Origin of the sequence: Streptomyces noursei (assembly GCF_016917755.1) — a bacterium.
Lineage (GTDB): Bacteria > Actinomycetota > Actinomycetes > Streptomycetales > Streptomycetaceae > Streptomyces > Streptomyces yunnanensis.
This window is the reverse complement of record NZ_CP070326.1, coordinates 3,697,155-3,709,945: the sequence shown is the minus strand read 5'-3', so window position 1 is coordinate 3,709,945 and position 12,791 is coordinate 3,697,155. Positions and strand designations below refer to the sequence as shown.

10 protein-coding genes are annotated in these 12,791 nt (G+C 72.9%); 7 read left to right on the top strand and 3 right to left on the bottom strand.

Going from position 1 to position 12,791, the window contains the following annotated elements; translation table 11 throughout:
- Positions 1-153: 153 nt before the first annotated feature.
- The 5 genes from JNO44_RS16425 to JNO44_RS16405 all read left to right on the top strand — a co-directional run bounded on the left by JNO44_RS16425 (position 154) and on the right by JNO44_RS16405 (position 7,132).
- Entirely contained in the window at positions 154-942 is a 789-nt protein-coding gene (locus JNO44_RS16425; protein ID WP_205364931.1) for a hypothetical protein, read from the top strand.
- A gap of 357 nt (positions 943-1,299) precedes the next feature.
- Entirely contained in the window at positions 1,300-2,145 is an 846-nt protein-coding gene (locus JNO44_RS16420) for a DegV family protein (protein ID WP_205364930.1), read from the top strand.
- 670 nt (positions 2,146-2,815) lie between these two features.
- A complete protein-coding gene (locus JNO44_RS43480; protein WP_240167561.1) occupies positions 2,816-3,562 on the top strand; it encodes a ComEA family DNA-binding protein in 747 nt (248 codons plus the stop codon).
- Complete coding sequence (locus tag JNO44_RS16410) at positions 3,559-6,333, top strand: ComEC/Rec2 family competence protein (protein WP_205364926.1); 2,775 nt, start codon at positions 3,559-3,561, stop codon at positions 6,331-6,333. The genes JNO44_RS43480 and JNO44_RS16410 overlap by 4 nt, the downstream gene beginning before the upstream one ends.
- Before the next feature lie 28 nt (positions 6,334-6,361).
- The gene (locus JNO44_RS16405; protein WP_073442216.1) at positions 6,362-7,132 is read left to right on the top strand and encodes an arylamine N-acetyltransferase family protein; all 771 of its coding nucleotides are present in this window, start codon (positions 6,362-6,364) and stop codon (positions 7,130-7,132) included.
- 60 nt (positions 7,133-7,192) lie between these two features.
- Here JNO44_RS16405 and JNO44_RS16400 read toward each other — a convergent pair whose 3' ends face one another.
- A complete protein-coding gene (locus JNO44_RS16400) occupies positions 7,193-7,447 on the bottom strand; it encodes a hypothetical protein (protein ID WP_205364916.1) in 255 nt (84 codons plus the stop codon).
- Between the two features lie 230 nt (positions 7,448-7,677).
- Here JNO44_RS16400 and holA point away from each other — a divergent pair, with 230 nt between their 5' ends.
- Entirely contained in the window at positions 7,678-8,661 is a 984-nt protein-coding gene (holA, locus tag JNO44_RS16395; RefSeq protein ID WP_205364913.1) for a DNA polymerase III subunit delta, read from the top strand.
- A 104-nt stretch (positions 8,662-8,765) separates the two neighbouring features.
- On the opposite strand, the gene JNO44_RS16390 is transcribed toward holA, so the two are convergent.
- Together JNO44_RS16390 and rpsT are read right to left on the bottom strand one after the other, a co-directional pair.
- Entirely contained in the window at positions 8,766-9,779 is a 1,014-nt protein-coding gene (locus JNO44_RS16390; RefSeq protein WP_240167560.1) for a hypothetical protein, read from the bottom strand.
- A 381-nt stretch (positions 9,780-10,160) separates the two neighbouring features.
- Complete coding sequence (gene rpsT / locus JNO44_RS16385; RefSeq protein WP_039636481.1) at positions 10,161-10,427, bottom strand: 30S ribosomal protein S20; 267 nt, start codon at positions 10,425-10,427, stop codon at positions 10,161-10,163.
- Positions 10,428-10,766: 339 nt separating this feature from the next.
- Between rpsT and lepA the strand changes: the two genes are divergently transcribed.
- Positions 10,767-12,641, top strand: coding sequence for a translation elongation factor 4 (gene lepA / locus JNO44_RS16380; RefSeq protein WP_205364911.1), 1,875 nt, complete (start codon positions 10,767-10,769; stop codon positions 12,639-12,641).
- Positions 12,642-12,791 lie beyond the last annotated feature (150 nt).

The window sequence follows — 12,791 nt, the reverse complement described above, 5'->3', positions numbered from 1 at the left end:
TGGGCGGGAGCGGTGTCCCGCGCGCGTATAGGTGGTTTCCCCTACGGGCAGGTTGGGGGTTCGTTTGGAACCCCTGGCCTGCCCGACGCGTTTACCGTGGAGGTACGGGCGCCGGCACAGAACCGGCGCCGCCGACACCTCAGGGGAGTGCCCATGGAAGTCGCGGTCGCCATCTTCGGGTTGCTCTTCGTGCTGTTCGTCGTCGCCGGGGTGTTCCTCACGGTCAGGGCGGTCCAGGCAGCCAAGCGCGGGGTCGACCGCAAGGTCGCCCAGGCCCGACGGACGGTCGAGGACACCACCCTGCGGGCCCGGCAGTTCACCCAGCCCGGAGTCGTCGGCGAACTGGCCCAACTGCGGCTCTCGCTGCGCACGTCCATGCGGGCCACCCAGGAGGTCCTGCGGACCGGCTCCTGCGACGACGCCTCGCTCGACGAGGCGGTCCGGCTCTTCGAACGCCTCAGCGCGCACGGCCGGGAGCTGGACGACGACCTCCGCCGCCTGGAGAGCGAGCCCAGCAAGGCCAGCATCGCGGACCGCCTCCCCGAGCTCCGGGAGCGGCTGGCGCGGATCACGCACTCCGCCGAGTCGCTGCGCTGGGCCGCCCGCGACCGGGCCCGCAAGTTCGCCGAAGACGATCTGGCCGCCCTGAGCGACCAGATCGACGTGGAGGCGGGGGCCTTGCGGCACTGGACGGACGCCCCGGTGGGCCGGGAGCACGAGCGGGAGCAGACGGGGGCGGCGGGCGCGGCGGGCGCGGCCGGGGAACCCGGGGCCGGTTCGGGCGCGGGCGGGAAGGGGCATTCCCGGGGTCCGGTGGAGGACGAGGCGCCTGCGATCACCGCGCAGGATCCCCACACCCGGCCGACGTATCCGTGGGAGAAGAGCCCGCGACGGGAGCCGTCCCGTTGGGGGAAGGGCGGCGGTGGCGGGATAGCAGGGTAGGTGCTGGTTCGCCTTCCCTGGGGGAGGGCGGGGCGACTGCTCGGTGGCTGGTGGGGTCGTGGGGCGATGGGCTCCTCGGCCGGTGACTGGGCGTGGCGCGGCAGCTTCGGTCCTTGCGGTCCGGCCGTCTCGGTCCATGTGGTGCGGCAGCTCAAGCCCCCGGGCTGCGGCATTCCCGGCCCCCGCGCAGCGCCCATTCGATCAGCCAACTGCTGTGCGATCATTCCGTTTCGACTCTTTCCCCTTCCCGACAGGCCGTGACCTGGGCGGACTTGGCAGTGCCTTGGTACAACCTGGAAAATCTTGGGGAGGGGCCCGCACTGTCGGGCGCCCGCGTCCCCGACTAACCTCCCAGTCATGTCCCGCCATGTCGCGATCGTCACCGATTCCACGGCCTACCTGCCGCGGGCGGCTGTCGCCCGCCACCACATCACGGCCGTACCGCTGACCGTCGTCCTGGGGGACCAGGCCCTGGAAGAGGGCACCGAGGTCTCCGCGAGATCGGTCGCCCAGGCGCTCCAGAAGCGCCGGCCCGTGACCACCTCACGGCCGAGCCCCGCCGTGTTCGCGGACACCTATCGGGCCATCGCGGAGGCCGGGGCGAGCGGCGTCGTTTCCCTCCACCTCTCGTCGGAGTTCTCCGGCACCTACGACGCGGCGGTGCTGGCGGCCAAGGAGGCCCCGGTACCGGTACGGGTCGTGGACACCGGGATGGTGGCGATGGCCCTCGGGTTCTGCGCCCTCGCCGCCGCGGAGGCGGTGGAGGCCGGCGGGGACATGGACGACGCGGTGGCCGCCGCGGAGAAGCGCGCCTCGGGCACCGCCGCCTACTTCTACGTCGACACCCTCGACTATCTGCGGCGCGGCGGCCGGATCGGCGCCGCGCAGGCGCTGCTCGGCTCCGCGCTCGCGGTCAAGCCGATCCTCCAACTCGACGACGGGCGCATCGAACTGCTGGAGAAGGTCCGCACGGCCTCCAAGGCCATCGCACGCCTGGAAGAGATCGCCGCGGAGCGGGCGGGGGAGGGCCAGGTCGACATCGCGGTCCACCATCTCGCGGCGGCGGAGCGGGCAGACGCGCTGGCCGAACGCCTCCGGGAACGGGTGCCGGGGTTGAACGAGCTGCACGTCAGCGAGGTCGGCGCGGTGATCGGCGCGCACACGGGGCCGGGGCTGCTGGGGGTCGTGGTCTCGCCGCGGTGAAGCGCGGTGGACTGCCATGAGCCGCGGTGAGCCGTGGTGCGGCAGGTGGCGGCCGTGGGGGCGACACCTTTCCGACCCCTGTGTGACGGCTGTTGCGGCGGTGACGGATCTGGGTTCCGGAGGCCCGTGTGGGTGACGGAGTTATCCACAACTCCGCGGATATCCACGGGATATGACGCAGATCGGCGGGATCCGCGCGAGGTGCCTACCGTCGAGGGCTATGAGCACTTATCGAACGGCTTCCTTGCCGGATGCGACGTCAGTATCGGTCTCCGTTTCCGCGCCGGAGTCACCGGCCGGACCGTCCCTCCCGCCCGCTGCGCCCCCTGCTTCCTCGACCTCCGCTGTGCCGACCGCGCGCTGGGGGCGGCGAGAACGGGACCGCGTGCGGGAGTGGAAACGCGAACGGACGCGGGCCCGAGCCGCGGCGATCTTCGGCGCCGACCAGGAGGGGCATGGCGCCGAGGCGGTACGGGGCGTCGGTACGAGGAGCAGCGGCGGTAGGGAGGACGGGAGCGCCGAGGGGCGTACGGGTCCGGGGGCGAGGGGTCCCGGCGGTGGTCGCCGTCCGCCCGACGCGGGGGCGAAACCGTCGTACGGGCACCGTGCGCCGCCGCCCCGGGAGCACGACCCGCCGGGTGCCCGCCGGCAGGAACGCTGGTGGTCGGCGGTGCATGAACGGCTGCCGCTCTGGGTGCAGTTACGGTGCGGTACGACCCCGAAGGCGCTGAGCGCGCTGGCCCTGGTGCTCGTGGTGGCCGTGGGCTTCGCGGTCCAGCACTTCTGGGCGGGGCGCCCGGAGCCGGTGCGTGCGCCGGATGTCGAGCGTACGGTTCCGGCGCCGGGCCCCGGCGCCCGCTCGCCGGCTCCGCCGTGGTCGTCGGCGCACTCCTCCTCCAGCGGTCCGGCGACGGGTGGGCCGCCGGCCGGGGCGGGCCGGATGCTGGTCGTGGATGTCGCGGGGAAGGTCCACCGACCCGGGGTGCACCGGTTGCCGGCGGGCTCCCGGGTGATGGATGCGCTGCAGGCCGCGGGCGGGGTGTTGCGCGGAGCGGATCTCCGGGGGCTGAATCGGGCGCGGCTGCTGACCGACGGCGAACAGATCCTGGTCGCTGCGGAGGGCGCCGGCGCCACGGGCGGCGCGGGCGCGGGCGGACAGCCCGGGGCCGGTGGGGCGACGGGTGGCGGAGGCGGTGCCGGGAGCGGGACGTCGGGGCTGACGAGTGGGCCGGTGAGCCTCAGCTCGGCGACGGAGCAGCAGCTCGATGCCCTGCCCGGAGTGGGGCCGGTCCTGGCCCGCCACATCATCGAATTCCGCACCCGGCACGGCGGGTTCACCTCGGTGGACCAGCTCCGACAGGTGGCCGGCATCGGTGAGCGCCGCCTGGCCGACCTGCGCCCCCTGGTGACGCCATGACGCCGACTCCGGAGGACGAGAACCCTGCCGGCCTGGCCGACCCGTCGTACGGCAGGGCAGACGCGCCTCAGGACGGCCCCGCCGACCTGCGACTCGTCGGCCCCGCGGGGGCGGCGTGGGCGGCGGCAGCGGTTGCCCTGGGCGCACCGGGCGGCATGGTGGCGGCGGGCTGCGCCATGGCCGTGGCGCTCGCGGCACTCGCGCTGTGGCGGGCCCGGGCGAAGGGCGGCCGGTCCGCCCGGGGACACGACTCTGCACCCGGCCGGTCCCCGGGGGCGCTCGTGGCGCTGGCGGCGGTCCTGCTCTGCGCCGCGGCGGGGGCCGCGTCCGCCGCGCTGCACGCCGCGGACGTGCGGCGCGGGCCGCTGCCCACATGGGCCCACCGGTACGCACGGCTCACCGCGGAGCTGGAGGTGACCGACGATCCGCGGGTGACCCGCCCCAAGGTGCACGGCTCGCAGAGGATGCCGTCGGCGCTGGTGTTCACCGCCGAGGCCGTTCGCATCGCGACGCCGGACGGGCGGGTCACCACCGCCCGTACCCCCGTGCTGGCCGTCGTGCAGCAGCGCGCCGCGAAGCACGGGAAGGCTGCGGGTGAGCCGCCATCGCCGTCACCGGAGTGGCGCAGGTTGCTGCCGTCGACCCGGATCCGGGTGGTGGCGCGGGCCGCACCGCCGCTGGCGGCGGCGGACCGGACGGCCGCGGTACTGCGGGTCACCGCCGACGGGCCGCCCAACGAGGTGGCGCCGCCGTCCGCCCTGCAACGGCTGGCCGGGAGCCTGCGCAACGGGCTGCGCCGGGCGACCGACGGACTGACTCCGGATGCCCGCGCGCTGCTGCCCGGACTCGTCGTCGGCGATGTGTCACGGGTGCCGCCCGATCTCGATGACGCCTTCAGCACCACCGACCTGACGCACCTGCTCGCCGTCTCCGGCAGCAACCTGACCATCGTGCTCGCCCTGCTGATCGGCCCGCCCCACCTCGCCGCCCGGGCCGAACGCCGCGGACTGGCCCGGCGCCTGGGGCTCTCGCTGCGCGGTACCGCCCTGGTCGGCGGAGCACTCGCCCTCGGCTTCGTCGTCGTGTGCCGCCCTGACCCGAGCGTGCTGCGGGCCGCCGCCTGCGGTCTGATCACCCTGCTCGCCATCGGCACCGGCCGTCGCCGCTCGCTGCTCCCCGCGCTCGCCGCCGCCGTCCTGCTGCTGGTCCTCTACGACCCCTGGCTCGCCCGGCGTTACGGCTTTCTGCTCTCCGTCCTGGCGACCGGCGCGCTGCTGCTGCTCGCGCCCCGCTGGAGCGCGGCCCTCCAGCGCCGCCGGGTGCCGCCCCGGCTCGCCGAGGTGGTCGCCGCCGCGGCCGCCGCCCAGGCGGTCTGCGCACCCGTCATCGCGGTGCTCGCGGCGCGGGTGGGGCTGGTCGGCGTGCCCTGCAATCTGCTCGCCGAGCTGGCCGTGGCACCCGCGACGATCCTGGGCTTCGCGGCGCTCGCCGCCGCGCCGGTCGCCCTGCCGGTCGCCAAGGCGTTGGCGTGGTGCGCGGGTTGGCCGGCCGAGTGGATCGCCGCCGTTGCCCGCACGGGGGCGGAGCTGCCGGGCGCGGAGGTCGGCTGGCCCGGCGGCTGGGTGGGCGGGCTGATGCTCGCCGTCACCACAGTGGTGCTGCTGGCGGTCGGCCGCCGGGTGCTGCGCCGACGCTGGTTGTGCGCGCTGTCCGCGCTGGCCCTGGTGCTTGCGGTGTGCCGCCCCGCGCCGCTGACCCGCGTGCTGACAGGTTGGCCGCCGCCGGACTGGCGGGTGGTGGCCTGCGATGTCGGGCAAGGGGACGGACTGGTGCTGGCGGCCGGCGACGGCACCGCGCTGGTGGTGGACGCCGGGCCCGAGCCCCGCGCCATCGACCACTGCCTGACCGGGCTGGGCATCCACCGGATCCCGCTCCTCATCCTGACGCACTTCCACGCCGACCATGTGGACGGCCTGCCCGGGGTGCTGCGCGGCCGTTCGGTCGGCGCGATCGAGACCACGACGTTGCAAGAGCCCTACGGACAGGTGAAGTTCGTGCGGGAGGCGGCGGCCGGGGCCGGGGTCCCCGTGCTCCGCGCGGCCCCGGGCGAGCGGCGCCACCTGGGTCCCCTCGCCTGGGAGGTGTTGTGGCCGGGCGCATCCCCGTGGCTGCCGTCGGCCGGTGACGACGGGTTCTCCGGGCCCAACGACGCCAGCGTCGCCGTGCTCGTACGGACGGGCGGGCTGACGGTCCTGCTGCTCGGAGATCTTGAACCCCCCGCGCAACAGGCGCTGTTGGCCGCCCACCCGGAGCTGGCCGCCGTCGACGTCCTCAAGGTGGCGCACCACGGCTCCGCCTATCAGGACCCCGAGTTGATGCGGCGGCTGATGCCGCGTCTGGCCCTCATCTCGTGCGGCGCCGGAAACCCTTACGGGCACCCCGCTCCTCGTACCGTCGCGGCGCTGCGGGCCGGGGGCACGCGGGTGCTGCGTACCGACATCGATGGCGCCATCGCGGTCGTCGGCACCCCCGGCAGGCTGTCCGCGGTGGTCGGCGGGCGCCGGTCCAGGAGACGGTCGGCGACACGGCCCACAGGCCGGGGCGGCGGCCGGAGCGACGGCCAGGAGTCGGGCGGCATCGTCCGGCCGTGCGACACACGGGACGGATCGTGCGGTACACGGAGATCCGTACGAATGCGAAGACACGTACGGCACGCTGGGATGAGAGCGGCGCCGAGAGCCACGCTGCGCGTGGGGAGCCGCGCGACATGACAGAGGGAATGGAGAGGACGCACACCTCATGGACGTTGTCACCGCCGATGCCTATCTCCGCCGGATAGCCACTGTCCGGCCGGCCGCGCCCGACGCCGAAGCGTTGTGTGCGCTGCAGCTGAGTCATCTGCGGGCCGTGCCGTTCGAGAACCTCGCCATCCATCTGGGAGAGGAGATCGTGCTGGAGGAGCAGCCGCTGCTCGACAAGATCGTCGGGGCGCGTCGGGGTGGGTTCTGCTACGAGCTCAACGGTGCCTTCGCCGCACTTCTCAGGACGCTGGGCTACGAGGTCGAGTTGCTGTCGGCGCGGGTGTGCGGGCCCGATGGGCTCGGGATTCCGTACGACCACCTCGCGCTGCGGGTGCACCTGCCCACCGGTCCCTGGCTCGTGGACGTCGGCTTCGGGCGGAACAGCCACCACCCGCTGCGGTTGGACAGTGCCGAGGACCAGGAGAATCCCGGGGGCGTCTTCCGGATAGCGGAGACACCGCAGGGCGACCTCGACGTCTACCGGAACGGGGAACCGCAGTACCGCCTGGAACAACGCCCGTGTGAGCTCAGGGACTTCGAGGCCGGTTGCTGGTGGCAGCGTACGTCGCCGAAATCGCTGTTCAGGAGGTCGCTGGTCTGCTCGCAGCTCACGGAGACCGGTCGGGTGACGCTCTCCGGGCGCACGCTGGTGATCAGCGACGCCGACGGCGCCCGGGAGGAGCGCGTGCTGGACGCGGCCGAGATCCTCCCGGCGTACCGCACCCACTTCGGCATCGAGCTGGAACGGGAACCGGTCCTCGTGAGCTAGCGAGCGGGGAGGCGGGGGAGGAGCTGACCGTTCCTCGGTGGCTCTCTGCCCGGGGTGGGGTTACTCGGCCTCGCGCCAGCCCTCGTACGCGGCGGCGAGGGCGTCCAGGCGGGCGGCGTCGTAGGCGGCGTCGGGGTCCTCGACAACGACGAGCCACTGCGCGTCCTCGGCGTCGTCCTCGCCGGCCAGGGCGTCCCGTACGACCTGGGGTTCCTCGGCGACGCCGAAGCGTTCGGTCAGGGCCTCGGCCACCTCCTCGGCGGCGTCGCGGTCGGGGAGGACGAGTACGTGGCGCTGGTGGCGGGTGTCGTTCACCGCTCCATTGTCGGGCAGCGGCGCCAGGCGGGGCACCGGGGTACGGGGCACCACGGGACGGGCCGCGCCCCCTGCCCCGCCCCGAACGCCGGCCGGCGGGCTCAGGCCGGGATCAGCTCGGGATCGAGCGGGCGCGGACGTATCGAGCGGGCGCGGACGTAGGGGCCTGGCGGGCGGTCGGGCCCGCGCGCGGAGGGGGTTGTCGGTGGGGCGTGGGATGCTGGGACGCGATGGCCAGGAAGACAGCTAACGACGATCCCCTTGCTCCTGTCACGATCGCGGTGGGGCAGGAGGAGCTGCTGCTCGACCGCGCGGTGCAGCAGGTGGTGGCCGCTGCCCGGGCGGCCGACGCGGACACCGATGTGCGTGACCTCACCCCCGATCAGCTCCAGCCCGGCACCCTCGCCGAGTTGACCAGCCCCTCGCTCTTTTCCGAGCGCAAGGTCGTGGTGGTGCGCGCCTCCCAGGACCTGTCCGCGGACACCATCAAGGACGTCAAGGCGTATCTCGGCTCGCCCGCCGAGGAGATCACCCTGGTGCTGCTGCACGCCGGCGGCGCCAAGGGCAAGGGGCTGCTGGACGCGGCGCGCAAGGCGGCCGCGCGCGAGGTGGCCTGCCCCAAGATGACCAAGCCGGCCGACCGGCTCGCCTTTGTGCGCGGTGAGTTCCGGGCGTCCGGCCGCTCGGCGACGCCGGAAGCCTGCCAGGCACTGGTGGACGCCATCGGCAGCGATCTGCGCGAGCTGGCGTCGGCGTGCGCGCAGTTGGCCGCCGACATCGAGGGCACGATCGACGACGCCGTGGTCGCGCGCTACTACACCGGCCGGGCGGAGGCGTCGAGCTTCACCGTTGCCGACCGGGCGGTCGAGGGCCGGGCCGCCGAGGCGCTGGAGGCGCTGCGCTGGGCGATCGCGACCGGGGTCGCCCCCGTCATGATCACCAGTGCACTGGCGCAGGGCGTCCGGGCCATCGGCAAGCTCGCCTCCGCCCCGCGTGGCGCCCGCCCCGGCGACCTCGCCCGCGAGCTGGGCATGCCGCCCTGGAAGATCGACCGGGTCCGGCAGCAGATGCGCGGTTGGTCGGCGGACGGCGTGGCCACGGCGCTGCGCGCGGTGGCCGAGGCCGACGCGGGGGTGAAGGGCGGCGGGGACGACCCGGAGTACGCCCTGGAGAAGGCCGTGGTGACGATCGCGCGGGCGGCCCGCTCGCGGTAGGCGGCCGAGACGCTGGGCAACCGGCAACCGGCAACCGGCAACCGGCAACCGGCAACCGGCAACCGGTGCCCGGGAATCGCACCTCACGCTCCGGGAACCGCGGATCACCCCCGCAACCGCTTGAAGGTCTCCTTCGCGCTGGATTCCAGCATTGTGGCGATCTCGGCGGAGCTCGGCGGCTTCCCGTTGCCGCTGCTCGGCGTGTAGCTGGACCACGTCGACTGGTACGTCATCCAGCCGTCGCGGACGGCGAGGATCACATACGTGCTGTTGTTGCTGCCGGGGGTGTCGCTGCGGGTCACGAGGTACGCCTCGTCACCGATGCCGCTGACGGGCTCGACCTTGTACGAGATCGAGGTCTGCTGCTTCTCGTACGAGCGGTAGGTATCGGCGAATTCCGGGCCCGGGTCGGCCTTCTTGTGCAGGGTGACGGAGTTGTAGACCCAGGTCGAGGAGTAGTCGTTGGTGCCGGTGGTCTCCGGGGTGAGGGAGATGTTGCACCACATCGAGTCCATGGAGTTCATCCGCGAGCCGCTGTGCTGCGGGTTGGGCGGGGACGACGGACCCGAAGAACCCGACCCCGACCCGGACCCCGAGCCGGTGCTGCCGCCCGTGTTCGGCTTCGCCTTGTAGTGGGCGTTCTCGAAGGGGGTCAGGGAGGTTGCGGCGCACAGGTCGTCCCGGAACGCGTAGCCCTTGAGTTCGGGGTCGGGCGCCGAGGAGAAGGCTCCGGTGGCGAACATCACGGAGGTCCCGATCGCGGTGGCGGCCACCGCGCCACCGAGGGCCCACAGCCAGCCGGAGACGCCCCGCCGGGCCGCCCCACCAGGGGTGCCGCCGCTCGGCGCCCCGTACACCGTGCGCGGCACACCCAGCACACCTGGTGCACCCAGCACACCTGGTGCGCCTGCCGCACCCGGCATGCCAGGGCTGCCGGCCGCCGGGTGGCCCGGGTAGCCGTAGCCGCCCGGTCCCCGTGGTGCCGCGGGCGGTGCTCCCGGCGGCGTGCCCTGCGGGATCGGCCGGGCGTAGGGGTTCTGCTGGGCGGGCGTCGGGCCGTAGCCGGGAGGAGGCTGCGGCACGGAGAAGGGATTGTTCTGGTCCCCCGTATTGGACATGACGGCAGAGTAGTGGACGTTTCCGGCACCGGAACCTACCCGGGCACTGGGAAATCCGGACGATGTCGTCCGGGCGACAGGCCACCCGGGCGATGTCTGCCGGGCGGCAGGAGCCCCGGGCGCCGCGCCCTCCACTCAAACGAACGACCCCACCGCAAACGAACGACCCCACCCGCCCCAAAGGGGCACAGGTGGGGTCGTTCGTATCCAGTTTGGGTGGCTGCTCGGCGGCTTGGGGCCGCGGAGGAGCCGGGTGCGCCGCACCCGCGTGGCGAACGCAGGCCGTGTGCGGCGCGGTGGTGCACCGACAAGGAGCGGAGAGAGGGGCCGCTGGGTCCCTGATCGGCAGGGTGACCGCGACGGGCGCGGTCGGGCAGAGGGTCAGCCCTTGAGGCCGGCGACCTTCTTGGCCAGCGCCGACTTCTTGTTGGCGGCGTTGTTCTTGTGCAGAACACCCTTGCTGACGGCCTTGTCGAGCTTCTTGGCCGCCAGGGCCTGCGCGGCGGTGGCCTTCTCCAGGTCACCGGCCTCGATGGCCTCGCGGGTGCGACGGATCGCGGTCTTCAGGGAGGACTTGACAGCCTTGTTGCGCTGACGAGCCTTCTCGTTGGTCTTGATCCGCTTCAACTGGGACTTGATGTTCGCCACGAAAGAGCCTTTTCAGGTTCGTTGGAGTTTCGAGTTGCGCCGCGCACGAGAGAGGGCACGAAGCGCAGTGGACCAGACTACCAGCAGGTCCGAAGCGCTCCCAAACCGGGCCGCGGGCGGGGGGAGCGCCGGGGCCCTCGCCGCCCCGCCTCCGTGGATGCCCCGTGGATCCACTGTGGATGCCGCCCGCCTCCGCGCTCCGGGCCCCGCTCCGTCGGCGCCGGGGGCGCCCCGCCCGTCCCCGATGCCCGAACCGCCCCACCGCCGCCGGTCATGGGACGATGGGGGGACATCACAAGACCGAGTCCCGCCTACCCGCGTTCACTGAATGGACCCTGCGTGCCCGCGACCCCTACGAACGTGCCGGAGCCGAGCCGTACCGACCCGGCGCTCCTCCGTAACTTCTGCATCATCGCGCACATCGACCACGGCAAGTCGACGCTCGCCGACCGGATGCTCCAGCTGACCGGTGTCGTCGACCAGCGGCAGATGCGCGCGCAGTACCTCGACCGCATGGACATCGAGCGCGAGCGCGGCATCACGATCAAGTCCCAGGCGGTCCGGCTGCCCTGGAGCCCCTCCGAGGGCGAAGAGGGAAGTGGGACCACCCACATCCTGAACATGATCGACACCCCGGGCCACGTCGACTTCACCTACGAGGTGTCCCGCTCGCTGGCCGCGTGCGAGGGCTGCATCCTCCTCGTCGACGCCGCCCAGGGCATCGAGGCCCAGACTCTCGCCAACCTCTACCTGGCGATGGAGAACGACCTCACGATCATCCCCGTCCTCAACAAGATCGACCTGCCGGCCGCGCAGCCCGAGAAGTTCGCCGCCGAGCTGGCGAACCTGGTCGGCTGCGAGCCCGAGGACGTGCTGAAGGTCTCCGCCAAGACCGGCGTCGGCGTGCCCGAGCTGCTGGACAAGGTCGTCCGCGAGGTGCCGGCCCCGGTCGGCGTCAAGGACGCCCCCGCCCGCGCGATGATCTTCGACTCGGTCTACGACCCGTACCGCGGCGTGGTGACCTACGTGAAGGTCGTCGACGGCACGCTCTCCAAGCGCGAGCGCATCAAGATGATGTCCACCGGCGCCGCCCACGAGCTGCTGGAGATCGGTACGAACTCCCCGGAGATGACCGCCGCCGACGGCCTCTCGGTCGGCGAGGTGGGCTACCTCATCACCGGCGTGAAGGACGTCCGCCAGTCCAAGGTCGGCGACACCATCACCCAGCTCAACAAGGGCGCCGAGGAGCCGCTGGGCGGCTACAAGGACCCGAAGCCGATGGTCTTCTCGGGCCTGTACCCGCTCGACGGCTCGGACTACCCGGAGCTGCGCGAGGCGCTGGACAAGCTCCAGCTCAACGACGCCGCGCTGGTCTACGAGCCGGAGACCTCGGCGGCCCTGGGCTTCGGCTTCCGCGTCGGCTTCCTGGGCCTGCTGCACCTGGAGGTCGTCCGGGAGCGCCTGGAGCGCGAGTTCGGCCTCGACCTGATCGCGACCGCGCCCAACGTGGTCTACCGGGTGGAGATGGAGGACGGCGCCGAGCACACCGTCACCAACCCCAGCGAGTTCCCCACCGGCAAGATCGACGTGGTGCACGAGCCGGTCGTCCGGGCCACGATCCTGGCGCCCAGCGAGTTCATCGGCGCGATCATGGAGCTCTGCCAGACCCGGCGCGGTTCGCTGCTGGGCATGGACTACCTCTCCGAGGACCGGGTCGAGATCCGCTACACCCTGCCGCTCGCGGAGGTCGTCTTCGACTTCTTCGACCAGCTCAAGTCCAAGACCCGCGGCTACGCCTCGCTCGACTACGAGCCCACCGGCGAGCAGACCGCCGACCTGGTCAAGGTCGACATCCTGCTGCACGGCGACAAGGTCGACGCGTTCTCCGCGATCACCCACAAGGACAAGGCGTACGCGTACGGCGTGCGGCTGGTCGGCAAGCTGCGCGAGCTGATCCCGCGGCAGAACTTCGAGGTGCCGATCCAGGCCGCCATCGGCAGCCGGGTCATCGCCCGTGAGACGGTCCGCGCCATCCGCAAGGACGTCCTCGCCAAGTGCTACGGCGGTGACATCTCCCGTAAGCGGAAGCTGCTGGAGAAGCAGAAGGAGGGCAAGAAGCGGATGAAGATGGTCGGCAACGTGGAGGTCCCGCAGGACGCGTTCATCGCGGTGCTGTCCTCCGACTCCGAGGGCGAAGGCAAGGCGAAGAAGTAGCGGAAGCGGGACGCGCGGCGGGCGCGGGACGCAGGGGCGGGGCGCTGGTTCCTCAGGGAGCCGGCGCCCCGTGCCGTTTCCCGGTGGCGCCTCGGGGCGGCGGCGTTCTTCGGGGCGGCGGGGCCGGCCGGACGACGCTTCGGGGCCCAT

Coding starts and splice junctions, on each gene's coding strand:
- JNO44_RS16425 (WP_205364931.1), top strand. CDS start 154: ATGGAAGTCGCGGTCGCCATCTTCGGGTTGCTCTTCGTGCTGTTCGTC.
- JNO44_RS16420 (WP_205364930.1), top strand. CDS start 1,300: ATGTCCCGCCATGTCGCGATCGTCACCGATTCCACGGCCTACCTGCCG.
- JNO44_RS16410 (WP_205364926.1), top strand. CDS start 3,559: ATGACGCCGACTCCGGAGGACGAGAACCCTGCCGGCCTGGCCGACCCG.
- JNO44_RS16405 (WP_073442216.1), top strand. CDS start 6,362: ATGGACGTTGTCACCGCCGATGCCTATCTCCGCCGGATAGCCACTGTC.
- holA (WP_205364913.1), top strand. CDS start 7,678: ATGGCCAGGAAGACAGCTAACGACGATCCCCTTGCTCCTGTCACGATC.
- JNO44_RS16390 (WP_240167560.1), bottom strand. CDS start 9,779: ATGTCCAATACGGGGGACCAGAACAATCCCTTCTCCGTGCCGCAGCCT.